The sequence below is a fragment of the Arthrobacter sp. efr-133-R2A-63 genome, assembly GCF_030209795.1.
GTDB classification, from domain to species: Bacteria; Actinomycetota; Actinomycetes; order Actinomycetales; family Micrococcaceae; genus Arthrobacter; species Arthrobacter bambusae_A.
This window is the reverse complement of the sequence record NZ_JARVRG010000017.1, coordinates 303,740-316,204: the sequence shown is the minus strand read 5'-3', so window position 1 is coordinate 316,204 and position 12,465 is coordinate 303,740. Positions and strand designations below refer to the sequence as shown.

The following is a 12,465-nucleotide window of genomic DNA, read 5'->3' as shown; positions in this document are numbered from 1 at the left end:
ACCCCCTCCGAGGACGCCCTGAAAGTCCTCGCCAGCTGGGCCGCCACCCAGCGCGGCACCCCACAGATAGCGGTCATGGAGAAGAAGTGAACGGCAGTTGCGGGATTTACGAGGCTAAGCGCTCACGTGTCTTGTGATCAGGGAGGGTCGATTCGACGGCACGTTCGGGCTGGTTGATCTCGGCCCACACCACATCGAGGGAGAGCCCCAGGACCTCGGCGATCGCGGCGATGGTGGGGAAGGCAGGGGTCGCTACGCGGCCCGTCTCAATCTTCCGGAGGGTTTCCGGTGAGACCTGCGCATCGAGGGCGATGTCGAGAATCGAGCGCTGGCCCCTGGCGCGACGCAACAGGGCACCGAGGCGCCGTCCGCGCTCCACCTCGTCTAATGTGAGCGGCAATCTGACCATGCCTCCGATTATACCGGGATAATATGGCCGGTATAGTTATTGGATGATTGAGATTCTGAATGCCGCTGAACTGGCACGTGCAAAAGAGACAGGCGCGCTGGTCGCTGACATCCTGCAGACGCTGAAGAGCCGCGCCACGGTCGGCACGGACCTGCTGGACATCGACCGGTGGGCCAAGGCCATGATCGTCGAGGCGGGTGCACTGTCCTGTTACGTCGACTACGCGCCTTCCTTCGGTCGTGGACCGTTCGGCCACTACATCTGCACGGGAGTCAACGACGCCGTGCTCCACGGACTTCCACGCAACTACTCGCTTGCCGACGGCGACCTGTTGACTCTGGACCTCGCCGTTTCCAAGGGTGGGGTCGCCGCGGACTCTGCCATCAGTTTCATCGTGGGGGACTCCCGGCCCCCGGCGAGCGTCGCGATGATCGGCGCCACCGAGCGCGCGTTGAGCGCAGGGATAGCTGCTGCCGTGCCGGGGGCCCGCATCGGCGACATCTCCCATGCCATCGGCTCCGTCCTGAGCGAGGCGGGGTACCCGATCAACACCGAGTTCGGCGGTCACGGCATCGGATCGACGATGCATCAGGACCCGCACATTCCGAACACCGGACGGCCCGGACGCGGATATGAACTGCGTCCAGGGCTGCTGCTGGCACTCGAGCCGTGGGTCATGGCGGACACCGCCGAACTCATCACGGACGCGGACGGGTGGACGCTCCGAAGTGCGACAGGCTGCCGGACAGCACACAGTGAGCACACGATCGCGATCACCGAGGGCGGGGCTGAAATCCTTACGATGGCGACGCAGGCGCACTCGTGAAGTGAGGCGAGCCCGCGACCCGTTGACGAGGCTTCTTGCACGGACCTAGCATGGCGTTGCTGGCGCATGAAGCTCTCGGTCATGAGCGGAGGAGGAGCTGAAATGGCGGCTCCGGTGATCATCGATTTCGGCGCGGTCGCCGTTGCGGCGATTCCGCCAATCGGGACAATGGAACGGCCCTGTTTCCGTAAATGGACGCGCGCCAGTGAACGCTGAGCAAGCTTCGGGACCGTTGCGTCCGACATTCATGATGCGTACGTTGGTGCGCGGCCTCGCCTGGGACGTGGGGGCGCCGCTGGCCGTCTACTACGCCCTGCACCTAGCCGGTGCCACGGACTGGGCTGCGCTGCTGGCGGCGACGGCGGCAGCTGGCTGCCGGCTGTTCTGGACAGCCTCCAAACGGCACTCCCTGAACCCGTTTGCGATGCTGATGGTCATCGTCTTCGGACTCGGGCTGGTTCTGTCCTTCCTCACCGGTGACCCGCGGTTTCTGCTGCTCAAGGATTCGGCAATCACCGGTGGCATGGGCATTTCGTTCCTGGTTCTCGCCGCGCTGGGTCATCCCCTGACTTTGGACGCAGCCAAAACGTGGAGACCGGAGCGCGCCGCGGAAATGGACCGCGATTTCCACAGTAATCCGGCGGCGCACCGCTGGCACCTGAAGGTCTCCGCCGTTTGGGGTGCGGGACTGATTGCCGAAGCCTGCGTACGGGCCGTCCTACTCTATTTGCTGCCCATTGATGTCATGGTGGGGCTTTCCGCCGCCCTGGCAGTGATCGCTTTCGCCGCCCTCATCGCATGGACAGTCTGGGACCGGAAAAGACGGCAAGCAGCGTGGTCGTCCTGACAGCGTTGTTGTCAGCTCGTCGGAAGCCTGGTGCTCGCGGCGCGTTGCGTGGTTGCGCACCGGATCGACCACAATAGCCCCATGACAAATACCAGCGGGCGCTTGCCTCGGCTTGAGGATGTGGCGGAGCGGGCGGGAGTTTCGCACCAGACGGTGTCCCGGGTGATCAATGACCACCCCAACGTGAGCAAGGGGACCCGTGAGCGGGTGGAGGCGGCCATTGCCGAACTAGGATACCGGCGCAACACTGCTGCACAGAGCCTGGTGACCCGGCGTTCCCGGACCATCGGCGTCCTGGCGAGCGAGCTGGCTCAATACGGCCCTGCGAACACCTTGCTGGGCGTCGAGCAGGCGGCGAGGGATGCCGGCTATTTCGTCAGTATCGCAGCCCTTCGGACGGTCAATCGCGAGGTGATCCTTGATGCGGTCCGGCATTTCCTGGACCAGTCGGTGGACGGGATCGTGGTGATCGTGCCGCATCCGGACACCCTGCCGGCGGTGGCGGAAATGAACCCAGGGGTTCCCGTAGTGGCCGCGGGATCGCTGGGCGACGCCTCCGTCGGCGGCGCCATGGTGGACCAGAAGCGCGGCGCGGAACTGGCCGTGAGGCACCTGGTGGAGCAGGGACATCGCAGGATCGGGCACGTGGCCGGTCCGCAGGACTGGATCGACGGGGCGGCCCGAGCCGAAGGGTGGAGTGCGGCCTTGCGGGCCGCGGGCCTTGAGGATGACTTGCTGGTGGTGGGGGACTGGAGCGCCGGTAGCGGCTATGAGATCGGCAGGAAGCTCGCCGGTGAAAGGACCGCCACGGCGCTCTTTGTGGGAAATGACCAGATGGCTTTGGGCGTGCTGCGTGCGTTCAACGAGGCCGGCGTCCGCGTGCCCGAGGACGTTTCGGTGGTGGGTTTCGATGACCAGCCCGAATCGGGCTACTTCACGCCGCCGTTGACCACCGTGCACCAGGACTTCGAAGAACTCGGCCGCCGCTGCATGGACCTCATACTGCGCGGGATCGAGGGCTGGGAAAGCACCGGCGCCACCCTGGTGGAGCCGGAGTTGGTGGTGCGCCAAAGCACGTCGGCCCCCGCTTGACCGCCCCGCGGTAGCCACGCACTTGGGAACGTTTCCGGTCAAGGCCCGGGACGCGGGAGTCCTGTCCGATCTGCGTACGTTCGTGAGGGCAAGCATCCGGATTGAAAGCCAGGACAGTGTCAGCCCTCGTGGTGGCGGGCGGTTGCTTGCCGGGCCAGTTCCACCGCGGTCGCGCTCATCTCCTCGGAGAGCTTCAGAACGTCGTACATGCCTCCCACGGTCCGGTCTCCGCTGTTGGCAGTGATCCGGGTCCCGCCGACGATCTCTTCAATCCGAAAATGGAGGCCCGTCACCGATTTCATATAACGGGCTGCGTCCTTGTGGGACCAGGTTCCTCCGTTCCATTCCCGTTCTATCTTGACCCACACGTCCTGGCCGGCCGTCGTCACGCTCAGCCCGGGCTGACGGAAGACGCGGGCCAGGGACTCCAAAGCGAATTCGAGGGTCAACGCGGTGGTCCATTGCTCCTTGTGTTGGAAGCGCTCGGCAATGGTCCTGAACTGCAGCAGAGTCCACAAGCCAACCATGTTCGGCCACAACGCCGCTGTGATGAGAGCCTTGGCGCCGTTCGTGAATCCCCAGGCGACTGCGGCTGTTCCGGCCACGGCAATAGCGGCCAGCGCAATACGCCGGGGCCGCCCTGGAGCCATCACCATTTGAGCTGCCTTGCGCCAGCCGCTGGCGAGATAGATGCCTGCGCCCAGTGTGAACAGCGCCTGGATTCCGTATAAGGCGTCCAGCGGAATATCAGCCCAATGCTCGCGGCCGGACGCGAAAACCATGACCAGCGAGAGGATCGCCAAGGCCATGATGACCAGTCCGCCGCAGATCCGGATCCGCTTATCGCGCGCCGAGGGCTGCATGCCTACATGTCAGCACGTGGCACTGGACTTGTCCACGTGCTTTGGACGCGATTCCTGGCAAGACAAAGTCGATCCAGATCCTAGATCCGGGAATTAGCCTGGCTCTGAACAGGATGCCGCTTCCGCCGCGCCTGGCTAGGGGCTACCGTTTGTTCAATTCAGCCAAAGAGGCGTGTGGGGGCAACGATGATGGCGCCAAAGGTCCGGAGAGGTGTAAATCGGCGGGACCGTTGCATGGAAGGCCGTCCAGTGCGAACCGCGGCTACGGCCACATCGGTCCTGCTGATAGCCGGTCTGAGCGCGTGTTCCTACTCGCCACAATCCGAGACAACCCCGGCAGCGCTGACTGGGGCCTCTTCGACAGTGGCTGACCTCCGGCAAGTCATGGGGCTCAAGCCCGCTGGAACGGTGCTGGAGGGATCGGGAGGACTTACCGGCCCACCATCGGCATTCGCAGTCGGGTATAACGCCGTGGACAGCGGGGATTACTCTGTGACCGCGGCCTGCGTGGGCGCACCCCAGGCTTTGCTGACTGTTTCCCAGCAAGGCTCCAGCAGCAGTTCCAAGGTGAGTGTTTCGTTTTCATGCGGGAGCCCACACGTGGAGCAGATCCACTTTGTGGTTGGGCCTGTGTCGGCCCGGGTCGCTCTCCCCTCGGGAACCGTCGGGTCTTCGGCCGCCCGCGCCGAGATCCGGATCACGAAGCACTCACCCTGAAAGGTTCCAAGGGGTGCGGGTACGCGCGCTCGCCGTCGCTGTTCTCAAATAACCGATGATTATTGCGTGGGTCTCGCCGATGCCGACACATCGTTGAGCTGAGCGGGAGCGCAGGCGCCAATCGGGTGAATGTGCCCCGGAAAGCCTTCCTTCGGGTGCGAAACGGCGGCACCATGGAGGAGAGCGGAACCCGTCCAACGACGGAACGGAGAGACCGGGCGTGGATGAGCAGAAATCCCATGGACGTCGAAGATTCCCAGGGTGGGAAGTCGGGCCGGCGGCGGTCGGACTGGGGCTGGTAGCCCACCTGGTCTCAGGTGGAGTATCTCCCGGAGCCCCGGTGCTGATCGCATTGACGGCTCTGCTGAGCATGTGCGCCTCGCTGGTGTCCCGGATATATCTGCCGAACTGGTTGTTGCTCATACTCTGCGGCGTGACCCAGCAGGTTCTGCATCTGGCTTTCGACCGGCTCTCCGGAAGCTTCTCGGTTCCGGCACCTGCCCAGCATCAGCATGGGGTGACGGGATTTCAGCCTGGGCAGTTGACCGCGGTGCCTTTCGTTTCGTCCGGGCACTCACCGGATCTGATGCTGGACACGCACGTTGCCGCTGCCTTGCTGACAGCCTTGATAGTCGCCCGGGCGGACATGTCGGTTACGCGGGCGTTGGCCTTGTTGCATCGCACGCCTTCCGGAGGTCCAAGCAAAGCCCATGCAGGGGATCCTTGAGCCAATCTCCACCAGTCACGAAGAGCGTCCTCGCCGCGAGTTGACGCGAGCCCCAAAGGGGCGCCGGCTCCGGTGGCGTGTCGCCCCCGGCTGGACCGTTGTGGCTGCCACCCCATGTGCATCCAGCTGGACTGGGTACCATGAGCCCTACATCCACACCGGACGCTCCCGGACCATCATCATCCGGTACAAGCGCCCGGCATCAGCCGGAGAACTCAACAGGACGGAATACAGCCATGCTCCTGAAAGACAAGACAGTCATAGTGACGGGCGGCAACAGCGGAATCGGTGAAGCGATCGTGCTCGCCGCGGCGGCCGAGGGCGCCAACATTGTCATCGACTACGTAGCGCACCCCGAAGAGACCTCATCCCTGATCGCCCGCGTCGAGGAGGCTGGCGGGAAAGCTGTCGGACTCGAAGCCGACATCAGCTCGCTCGCGGGTTTGCAGGCACTCGTGCAAAAGGCAGTCGAAGCCTTCGGTAGCTTGGATGTACTCGTTAACAATGCCGGGATCGAAACCCGGACCTCCGTGTTGGAAACCTCGGAGGAGCAGTACCAGAAAGTGCTCGACATCAACCTCAAGAGCGCGTTCTTCGGCACCCAACTGGCGGCGAAGCAGTTCATCCTCCAAGGCCGTGGCGGGGTGATCTTGAATGTTTCCTCCGTCCACGAGGATTGGCCGATGCCCGGCAACACCGCCTATTGCGTCTCGAAAGGCGGGATGAGGATGCTCACGCGCACGGCCGGTGTTGAACTTGGCGAGCACGGTATCCGTGTCCTCAACCTGTGCCCCGGCGCGGTGGAAACTCCCATCAATGCCTCCACCATGGCTGATGCCGGGAAGCTGAAGTCCCTGAATGCTGCCATACCGCTCGGACGCATGGCAAAGCCGGAGGAAATCGCCCGCATGGCCGTTGTCCTTGCCTCCGACACGTCTGCCTATGTGACCTCGACTTCCGTCTTCGTCGATGGCGGCATCATGCAGGGGAGCGTCGGCCTGTGAACGCGCACTCCACCGACGCAGGTGACGCGTACGACGTCGTCGTCATTGGTAGCGGACCCGCCGGCGGCACCCTTGCCGGCAGACTGGCCAGGACCGGCAAGCGGATCCTGCTCCTGGAACGGGGCGATTACCTCAAGCGCGAGCGGGCCAACTGGGACTCCCGCGAGGTGTTCGCCAAGGGCCGCTACACAGCAGCCGAAACCTTCTACGACCGGACCGGCAAACCGTTCCATCCAGGGTTGCACTATTACGTAGGCGGCAATTCGAAGGTCTACGGGGCTGCGCTTTTCAGGCTTACCCCGGAAGACTTCGGACAAATCCGCCACCACGGCGGGATCTCGCCGGCATGGCCCATCAGCTATGCAGATCTTGAACCCTACTATGTCCAGGCCGAACACCAGTTCATGGTCCACGGCCTGCACGGTGAGGATCCCTTCGCCGGGCCATCGAGCCGCGACTATGCGCACCCGCCGGTGAAGCACGAACCACGGATCCAGGAACTCTCCGACGGGCTCGAAAAACTCGGACTCCACCCTTTCCACCTGCCCCTGGGCATCAATCTGGATCAAAACCAGGACGGCACTGCCGCGGTTGGCTCCGTGTGCATCCGCTGCGACCGGGTTGACGGCTTCCCTTGCCTCCTGGGCGCCAAGTCCGATGCCGAAACCGCGGCCGTGAGCCCCGCATTGGCCGCGCACCCAAACCTGACCCTGATCACCCGGGCCACCGTCCAGCGCCTCACAACCGATGAGACCGGCCGCACCATCACGGGGGTCCACGCAACCATGGAGGACGGAAGCGCCCGAACCTTCGTCGGAGACATCGTGGTCCTCTCAGCCGGATCGATCCTTTCAACGGTGCTGCTGCTTCAGTCAGCCAACGAGCGGCACCCCCGCGGGCTGGCGAACAGTTCCGACGTCGTTGGAAGGCATTACATGCGGCATAACAACGTCGGTTTGATGGCCGTGTCAAAAGACCCCAATCCCACCGTGTTCCAGAAAACATTGGCCCTGAACGACTTCTACGGTCCCAGCGCGGAATGGGAATATCCGATGGGGAATGTCCAGATGCTGGGCAAATCGGACGACTGGCAGATCAAAGCGGAAGCGCCCAAGCCGTTCGGGCTTGGACCGTCCGCCGCTTTCGGGGCGGTCGCGTCGCACGCGCTCGACTTCTGGTTGGCGGGGGAAGACCTTCCCTTGCCCGAGAGCCGGGTGACGCTGCGCGCCGACGGGTCCGTGCAGCTGGCACTTCAGCCCGACAACAACACCGAGGGCGTCAAACGACTTCGGAAAGCGTTCGACGGCGTCCTGAACAGACTCGATGCACGTTCGACTTCTTTCGCACGCAGCATCTACCCCCACAAGGACATGGACATCGCAGCCACCGCCCATCAGGCCGGAACGGTCCGCTTCGGATCCGACCCCGCGGCTGCAGCCCTGGATCTGGACTGCAAAGCCTACGACCTTGACAACCTCTACGTCGTCGATGGCAGTTTCATGCCCTCCATCGGCGCGGTGAATCCGACTTTGACCATCATCGCCAACGCTTTGCGCGTCGCCGACCGCATCGCCGAGCGCATCCTCTAAGGTGCCGGGGTCCAGTTGGTGCCGCCGTCGGCGGTCGTGTACCGGGTGGTGAGTGTGGTGCAGCCGGTCTTCCCGGCAGTGCAGGTGGTCTTGGTCGCGTCGACGAGGCCCTTGGCGGCGTCTCGGAATTGGATTCCGAGCGAGTTAGCCCCTAAGGGGATCCCCGACGTCGCGATCGGCTGGAACTGGGCGTCGGCGGTGACCTTGAGTAGCTGTACGGCGCTGGTCACGATGGCGGCGTCGCTGCCGTAGGTGCTGGCGAGGCCGTTGAGCGGCCCGGGGGCGATGTTCGGGAGCTCCGCCGAGGCGCCCTTTTTGAACGTGGCGCCGTCATGCGTCACGTAGACGGTCGCAGTGCTTCCGGTTCCATTCGGTGCTAGTGCGACAGCTGCCACCCCGGTGCCCAGTTGCAGGAGCGAGATCGAGGGAGCGCCCTGGTACCCCGGTGGCGGCATCGATCCTTGGATGCTCGGGCTGATGTCCGTGAAGGATTGGCCGTTGTCGGTGCTCGACCAGAGGTGGGTGTCCATCGCTCCGCCGCTCACGAGCAGGGTTGATCCAGCCCAGGCGGCATGCGATGCCGGGCCTGGCAGGGAGACCCGCTGGAGAGCGCCGCCCGACGTCGAGACGTAGGCGCCCGTGTAGGTCGACACCGTCGCCCCTCCTTCGTGTGGCGGGCCGACTATCCAGTGCTTGCCGTCACCGGAGAGCGATACGTCGACGTATGGCACCGGGGTCGGCAGGACAACCTGGTTGGTCGTCAATGTGGCGCCCGAATCGGAGCTGTTGGCCACTACCATGGTGGTGCCCTGCACCCCTGCCTCAACGATGACGGATCCCGCCTGGGCGATCGAGCGGCCCGTGCTTGGCGCCACCGGAAACACGACATCCGGCCACAGTGACGCCGCGCCAACCGGGTTTGTCGATCCGATCAGCATGATCGGTTCGCCCGGGACACCGGTAGGGCTCGACGGGGGCAGCGAGTCAGTGCCCGAAGGAGACTGGGAGGTGTTCGGGCTGCTGGCCCCTGGAGCCGATAGGGGCGGACCGCCGACGCCTGCCCACGGTTGGATGATCAGGAACGCCGCGGCGATGGCCGCAGCCGCCGCGGCAGCCAAGGCTGTGAAGCGCCACTTCGCGTGGGGCCGCCCGTGTGCTGTTTTCTCCTCGCCTGCGTGTATGCCTTCTTTGATTCGCGCCCATGCACGGCGCTCGGCGTCTTCGGGCATGCGCCGCTTGGCGGGCACTTCATCGAAGATGTTCATCGTCTATTCCCCTCGGGCTTCTGCGGGTCGGTTGATCTCCTGAAGGCGGGCCCGGGCGCGGGACAGCCGTGAGCGCACGGTGCCTATCGGCACATGCAGGGCATCCGCGGCCGCTTTGTAGTCGAGCTCGGCGAACACACACGCGGCCAGGACTTCTTGCTCGCCTCGGGGGAGGCGTCTTATGGCAGCCAGAACGGCGGCCATCCGCCGCTCGGAATCGATGTGCTCGGCGACGTCCTCAGCGGGATCTGTGACCTCGTCGCGCGGAGCCGCTTGCCGCTCGATAGCGAAACGTCGCGCAGCGGACCGCGTCCTGCTGTGCACCAGATTCGATGCGGTTCCGATCAGCCATGGCAGAGCTGACTCCCGATCCAGAGCCAGCTGTCGTCGGCCCCGCCAGACCTCCAGGAACACGGAGGACGTGAGATCCTCCGCGGCGTCCCACGAGGCCGTTCGGCGGAAGCAGTAGTTGTAGACCGCGTCGCGATGTCGAACGAACAGGTCGCGGAAGGCGTCTGTATCGCCTGCAACGCTGCGGTCCCACAACACCTGGTCTGAGATGGACGAACTCATGGTCTCCATACCCATTCATGTCTCCGCGAGCACAAAAGTTCCCGCTGTGCCTTGCCAGTGCCCGAGTTCCACCCACGCCGCCCGGAAACTCGCAGCTGTCCAGGAGACCGAACCGAAATGGTGCACCGAACAGTAGTACCGGCCAAAGCCGCCCACCCGAGGCACACCCGCCCAGGAGGCAGCAAAGGGCCGCGCCTTTGCCGGCCGCGCCGCCCAGAACCAGCGCGCTAAAGCGACCAGCCACGCCAAGACACCCAACCCGGACCACAGCCACGGGCCGGAACATTGAAAACGCTCGTGGTCGACGTCGCCCGCGATCTCAGTATCTCCGTGCCCGCCAACTACCGCTTGCTCCCAGCCTCGAGCGGTAAACAACTGTGAAGCCGGGCTTTGAGGACTCAAAGCCCGGCTTCTTGCCGCCTATTCCGGAAATGAATTGCCCGGCCTGAGAAGTGGTCCCAGAACGTCGCGGGATCAAGACGGATGTTTCGCCCTTCGATAGGGTGATGGCTTGAGGGCCGGTGGATCAGCAGGTCGCTGGAAGTCGTTATGGCTGCTAGCACTGCTAGGTCACCTGATTTGCCGGGAGATTCGAAGGAGGGGCCGACGGAAACGATGAGTGCCCCCGGCCCTCGGGCGGTTTCGATGAATTCTTCCGTGGTCGAGAACTGTAACCGGTCGGCTTCGAGTCCGTTCTTTTGCCCATGGCGGGCCAGTCCGGCGTGGTGCCAGCCGGTTTGTTCGGTGTAGGCGCCGTCATGGAGAAGTTCCTCGGTGATCGTTGCCGGAAGAACATGCATGCCGGGGAGGAGCTGTGCGTAGACCATGCGCAGGCATGCGACGCCGCAGGATCTGGTGTCCCAGAACCGTGCCGCGTTCCGGGACGGGTAGCCCAGGGCTTCCCAGTCGTGGCTGACCATGGAGCTGTAGAAGGGAACTCTTTCACCGGTCTCAGCCGCTGGCATTTCACGAGGCTTTCATGAGGGAAACGGCCGCGGAAATGGCCAGCGCAGCGTCGCGGGTTTCTTCGGGGGTTGTTGTTCTTCCGAATCCTATTCGTAGGCTGGACCGGGCCTCGGCTGCGGACAGCCCGATGGCCATGAGCACGTGGGAGGGTTGCTGGTCGTTGCTGTTGCATGCAGAACCGGCCGAGATCGCTACGTGCGGAACCGCGGACATGAGTTCCCCGGCGTCCAGGCCGGGGATCCTGATGTTCAGGCAGTTCGGCAGGCAAAGCTCCTGCGGGGAGTTGGTCATGATGTCGGGGTGGTGGGATAGCAGAAGATCCAGGAACATGCTCTTGAGCTGTTTGACCCGTGACCGTTCGTCCGTCAATGCTGCCCGGGATAGCTCGAGGGCTTTCGCGAAGCCGACTATCGCCGGGAGGTTCTGGGTTCCGGGGCGTTTGCCGCCCTCTTGTCCTCCGCCGTGAAGCAGGGAGGGGACACCCTTGTTGGAGGTCTGGAACTTGTCACTGATGTACAGGGCACCGATTCCTTTGGGCCCGTAAAGCTTGTGGCTGGAGAAACTGACCAGGTCGGCGGGGTACTGGGTGATGTCCTCAATCAGGTAGCCGATGGCCTGGGTGGCGTCGGAATGAAGAGGGACCCCGGCCTCTCCCGTGACCAAAGCGATGTCGGCGATGGGCTGGACCGAGCCGATTTCGTTGTTGGCCGCCATGACCGAGACAAGCCGCGTCGTCGGTTTGATGGCCCTCTTCACCTCGGTGGGGTTCACGAATCCGTTGTTGTCTACCGGGAGCACGGTGAGGTCCCCGCCGCCCCGTTGGAAGGCCCGGCAGGCATCCAGCATGGATTTGTGTTCTATCGCCGTGGTGATGATGTGGTGTTCCTGGCTGGCTTTGACCATGGATATGGCCCAGTTGTTGGCCTCGGTGGCGCCTGAAGTGAAGAACAGCTCACGGGGACGGCAGCCAAGAAGCCGGACCATCTTCCGTCGCGCGCCTTCGATGGCCTCCTGGCTCCTCATCCCTGCCATGTGCGGGCTGGACGGGTTGGCCCAGAACCGGCGTCCGGCGCTGTCAACGAGATCAGCAACCTCGTCGTCTAGCGGGGTCGTTGCCTGATAATCCAGGTAGATCATGCTGCTCTCCGCCCAAGGTCCTCGGAACTGTAGGGGATCGAGACGAAATCGTGTGTCTTTGCATCGAAGAACACCTGCACAACGGCTTCCTGCCCCTGGGATTTCCGGGCGAGGTACATCTCTGTTCCCTTGATGACTTTGTCCTTGTCCGCTACCCGGTTGAAATCAAAGACGACCCGGGAGGATCGCTGCCGTGATGCGCTTAGTCGTTTGAACGACAAATCGAGGTACTCGCTGACAATGAGCGGGCAACGTGGAATGCCCGCCCCTGCCTCGTTGACGGCCCCGGCAATGACTTTCGGGTAGAGGTCGGAGTCGAAGAGGATTTCGGTCCCTTCCAGCCGCAGCGATTCGTCCGAGTCCATGTCTTTCAGCCATCGCTTGAGGAACCGGGCGGAACGATTCCGCAACGTACGTTCCTTCACAACCTCGAAGCTCACCCCGAAAGGG

The 12,465-nt window shown here is 63.8% G+C and carries 14 protein-coding genes; 7 read left to right on the top strand and 7 right to left on the bottom strand.

Going from position 1 to position 12,465, the window contains the following annotated elements; translation table 11 throughout:
• Positions 1-106: 106 nt before the first annotated feature.
• Positions 107-409 (bottom strand): helix-turn-helix domain-containing protein, encoded by a 303-nt coding sequence (locus tag QRN45_RS09645; protein WP_284763130.1) that lies wholly within the window; start codon positions 407-409, stop codon positions 107-109.
• Positions 410-452: 43 nt separating this feature from the next.
• Between QRN45_RS09645 and map the strand changes: the two genes are divergently transcribed.
• The 4 genes from map (at position 453) to QRN45_RS09625 (ending at position 3,174) form a co-directional block, all read left to right on the top strand.
• The gene (gene map / locus QRN45_RS09640) at positions 453-1,235 is read left to right on the top strand and encodes a type I methionyl aminopeptidase (RefSeq protein WP_284763129.1); all 783 of its coding nucleotides are present in this window, start codon (positions 453-455) and stop codon (positions 1,233-1,235) included.
• 66 nt (positions 1,236-1,301) lie between these two features.
• On the top strand, positions 1,302-1,451 hold the full coding sequence (locus QRN45_RS09635) for a hypothetical protein (protein ID WP_284763128.1): 150 nt from the start codon (positions 1,302-1,304) through the stop codon (positions 1,449-1,451).
• Positions 1,441-2,082 (top strand): VC0807 family protein, encoded by a 642-nt coding sequence (locus tag QRN45_RS09630; RefSeq protein ID WP_241708441.1) that lies wholly within the window; start codon positions 1,441-1,443, stop codon positions 2,080-2,082. Before QRN45_RS09635 ends, QRN45_RS09630 begins: the two co-directional genes overlap by 11 nt.
• Positions 2,083-2,163: 81 nt before the next feature.
• Positions 2,164-3,174 (top strand): LacI family DNA-binding transcriptional regulator, encoded by a 1,011-nt coding sequence (locus QRN45_RS09625; RefSeq protein WP_284763126.1) that lies wholly within the window; start codon positions 2,164-2,166, stop codon positions 3,172-3,174.
• Positions 3,175-3,293: 119 nt separating this feature from the next.
• Here the strand turns inward: QRN45_RS09625 and QRN45_RS09620 are convergent, their stop codons facing one another.
• A complete protein-coding gene (locus QRN45_RS09620) occupies positions 3,294-4,037 on the bottom strand; it encodes a hypothetical protein (protein ID WP_284763124.1) in 744 nt (247 codons plus the stop codon).
• Positions 4,038-4,974: 937 nt separating this feature from the next.
• Here QRN45_RS09620 and QRN45_RS09615 point away from each other — a divergent pair.
• From QRN45_RS09615 to QRN45_RS09605, 3 genes are all read left to right on the top strand, one after another.
• Entirely contained in the window at positions 4,975-5,481 is a 507-nt protein-coding gene (locus tag QRN45_RS09615) for a hypothetical protein (protein WP_284763122.1), read from the top strand.
• Between the two features lie 236 nt (positions 5,482-5,717).
• Positions 5,718-6,485 carry a glucose 1-dehydrogenase gene (locus QRN45_RS09610; RefSeq protein WP_284763120.1) on the top strand — a complete coding sequence of 256 codons (768 nt, stop codon included), beginning with the start codon at positions 5,718-5,720 and terminating at the stop codon, positions 6,483-6,485.
• Positions 6,482-8,074 (top strand): GMC family oxidoreductase, encoded by a 1,593-nt coding sequence (locus QRN45_RS09605; RefSeq protein ID WP_241708446.1) that lies wholly within the window; start codon positions 6,482-6,484, stop codon positions 8,072-8,074. Before QRN45_RS09610 ends, QRN45_RS09605 begins: the two co-directional genes overlap by 4 nt.
• Here QRN45_RS09605 and QRN45_RS09600 read toward each other — a convergent pair.
• The 5 genes from QRN45_RS09600 to QRN45_RS09580 all read right to left on the bottom strand — a co-directional run bounded on the left by QRN45_RS09600 (position 8,071) and on the right by QRN45_RS09580 (position 12,425).
• Positions 8,071-9,339 carry a hypothetical protein gene (locus QRN45_RS09600; RefSeq protein ID WP_284763118.1) on the bottom strand — a complete coding sequence of 423 codons (1,269 nt, stop codon included), beginning with the start codon at positions 9,337-9,339 and terminating at the stop codon, positions 8,071-8,073. The two genes, QRN45_RS09605 and QRN45_RS09600, sit on opposite strands and share 4 nt — an antisense overlap.
• Positions 9,340-9,342: 3 nt before the next feature.
• Positions 9,343-9,912, bottom strand: coding sequence for an RNA polymerase sigma factor (locus QRN45_RS09595; protein ID WP_284763117.1), 570 nt, complete (start codon positions 9,910-9,912; stop codon positions 9,343-9,345).
• Positions 9,913-10,310: 398 nt separating this feature from the next.
• Positions 10,311-10,877 (bottom strand): cysteine peptidase family C39 domain-containing protein, encoded by a 567-nt coding sequence (locus QRN45_RS09590; RefSeq protein WP_284763116.1) that lies wholly within the window; start codon positions 10,875-10,877, stop codon positions 10,311-10,313.
• Position 10,878: 1 nt separating this feature from the next.
• Positions 10,879-12,015 (bottom strand): cysteine desulfurase family protein, encoded by a 1,137-nt coding sequence (locus QRN45_RS09585; RefSeq protein WP_284763114.1) that lies wholly within the window; start codon positions 12,013-12,015, stop codon positions 10,879-10,881.
• On the bottom strand, positions 12,012-12,425 hold the full coding sequence (locus QRN45_RS09580; RefSeq protein WP_241708452.1) for a hypothetical protein: 414 nt from the start codon (positions 12,423-12,425) through the stop codon (positions 12,012-12,014). Before QRN45_RS09580 ends, QRN45_RS09585 begins: the two co-directional genes overlap by 4 nt.
• Positions 12,426-12,465: the final 40 nt, after the last annotated feature.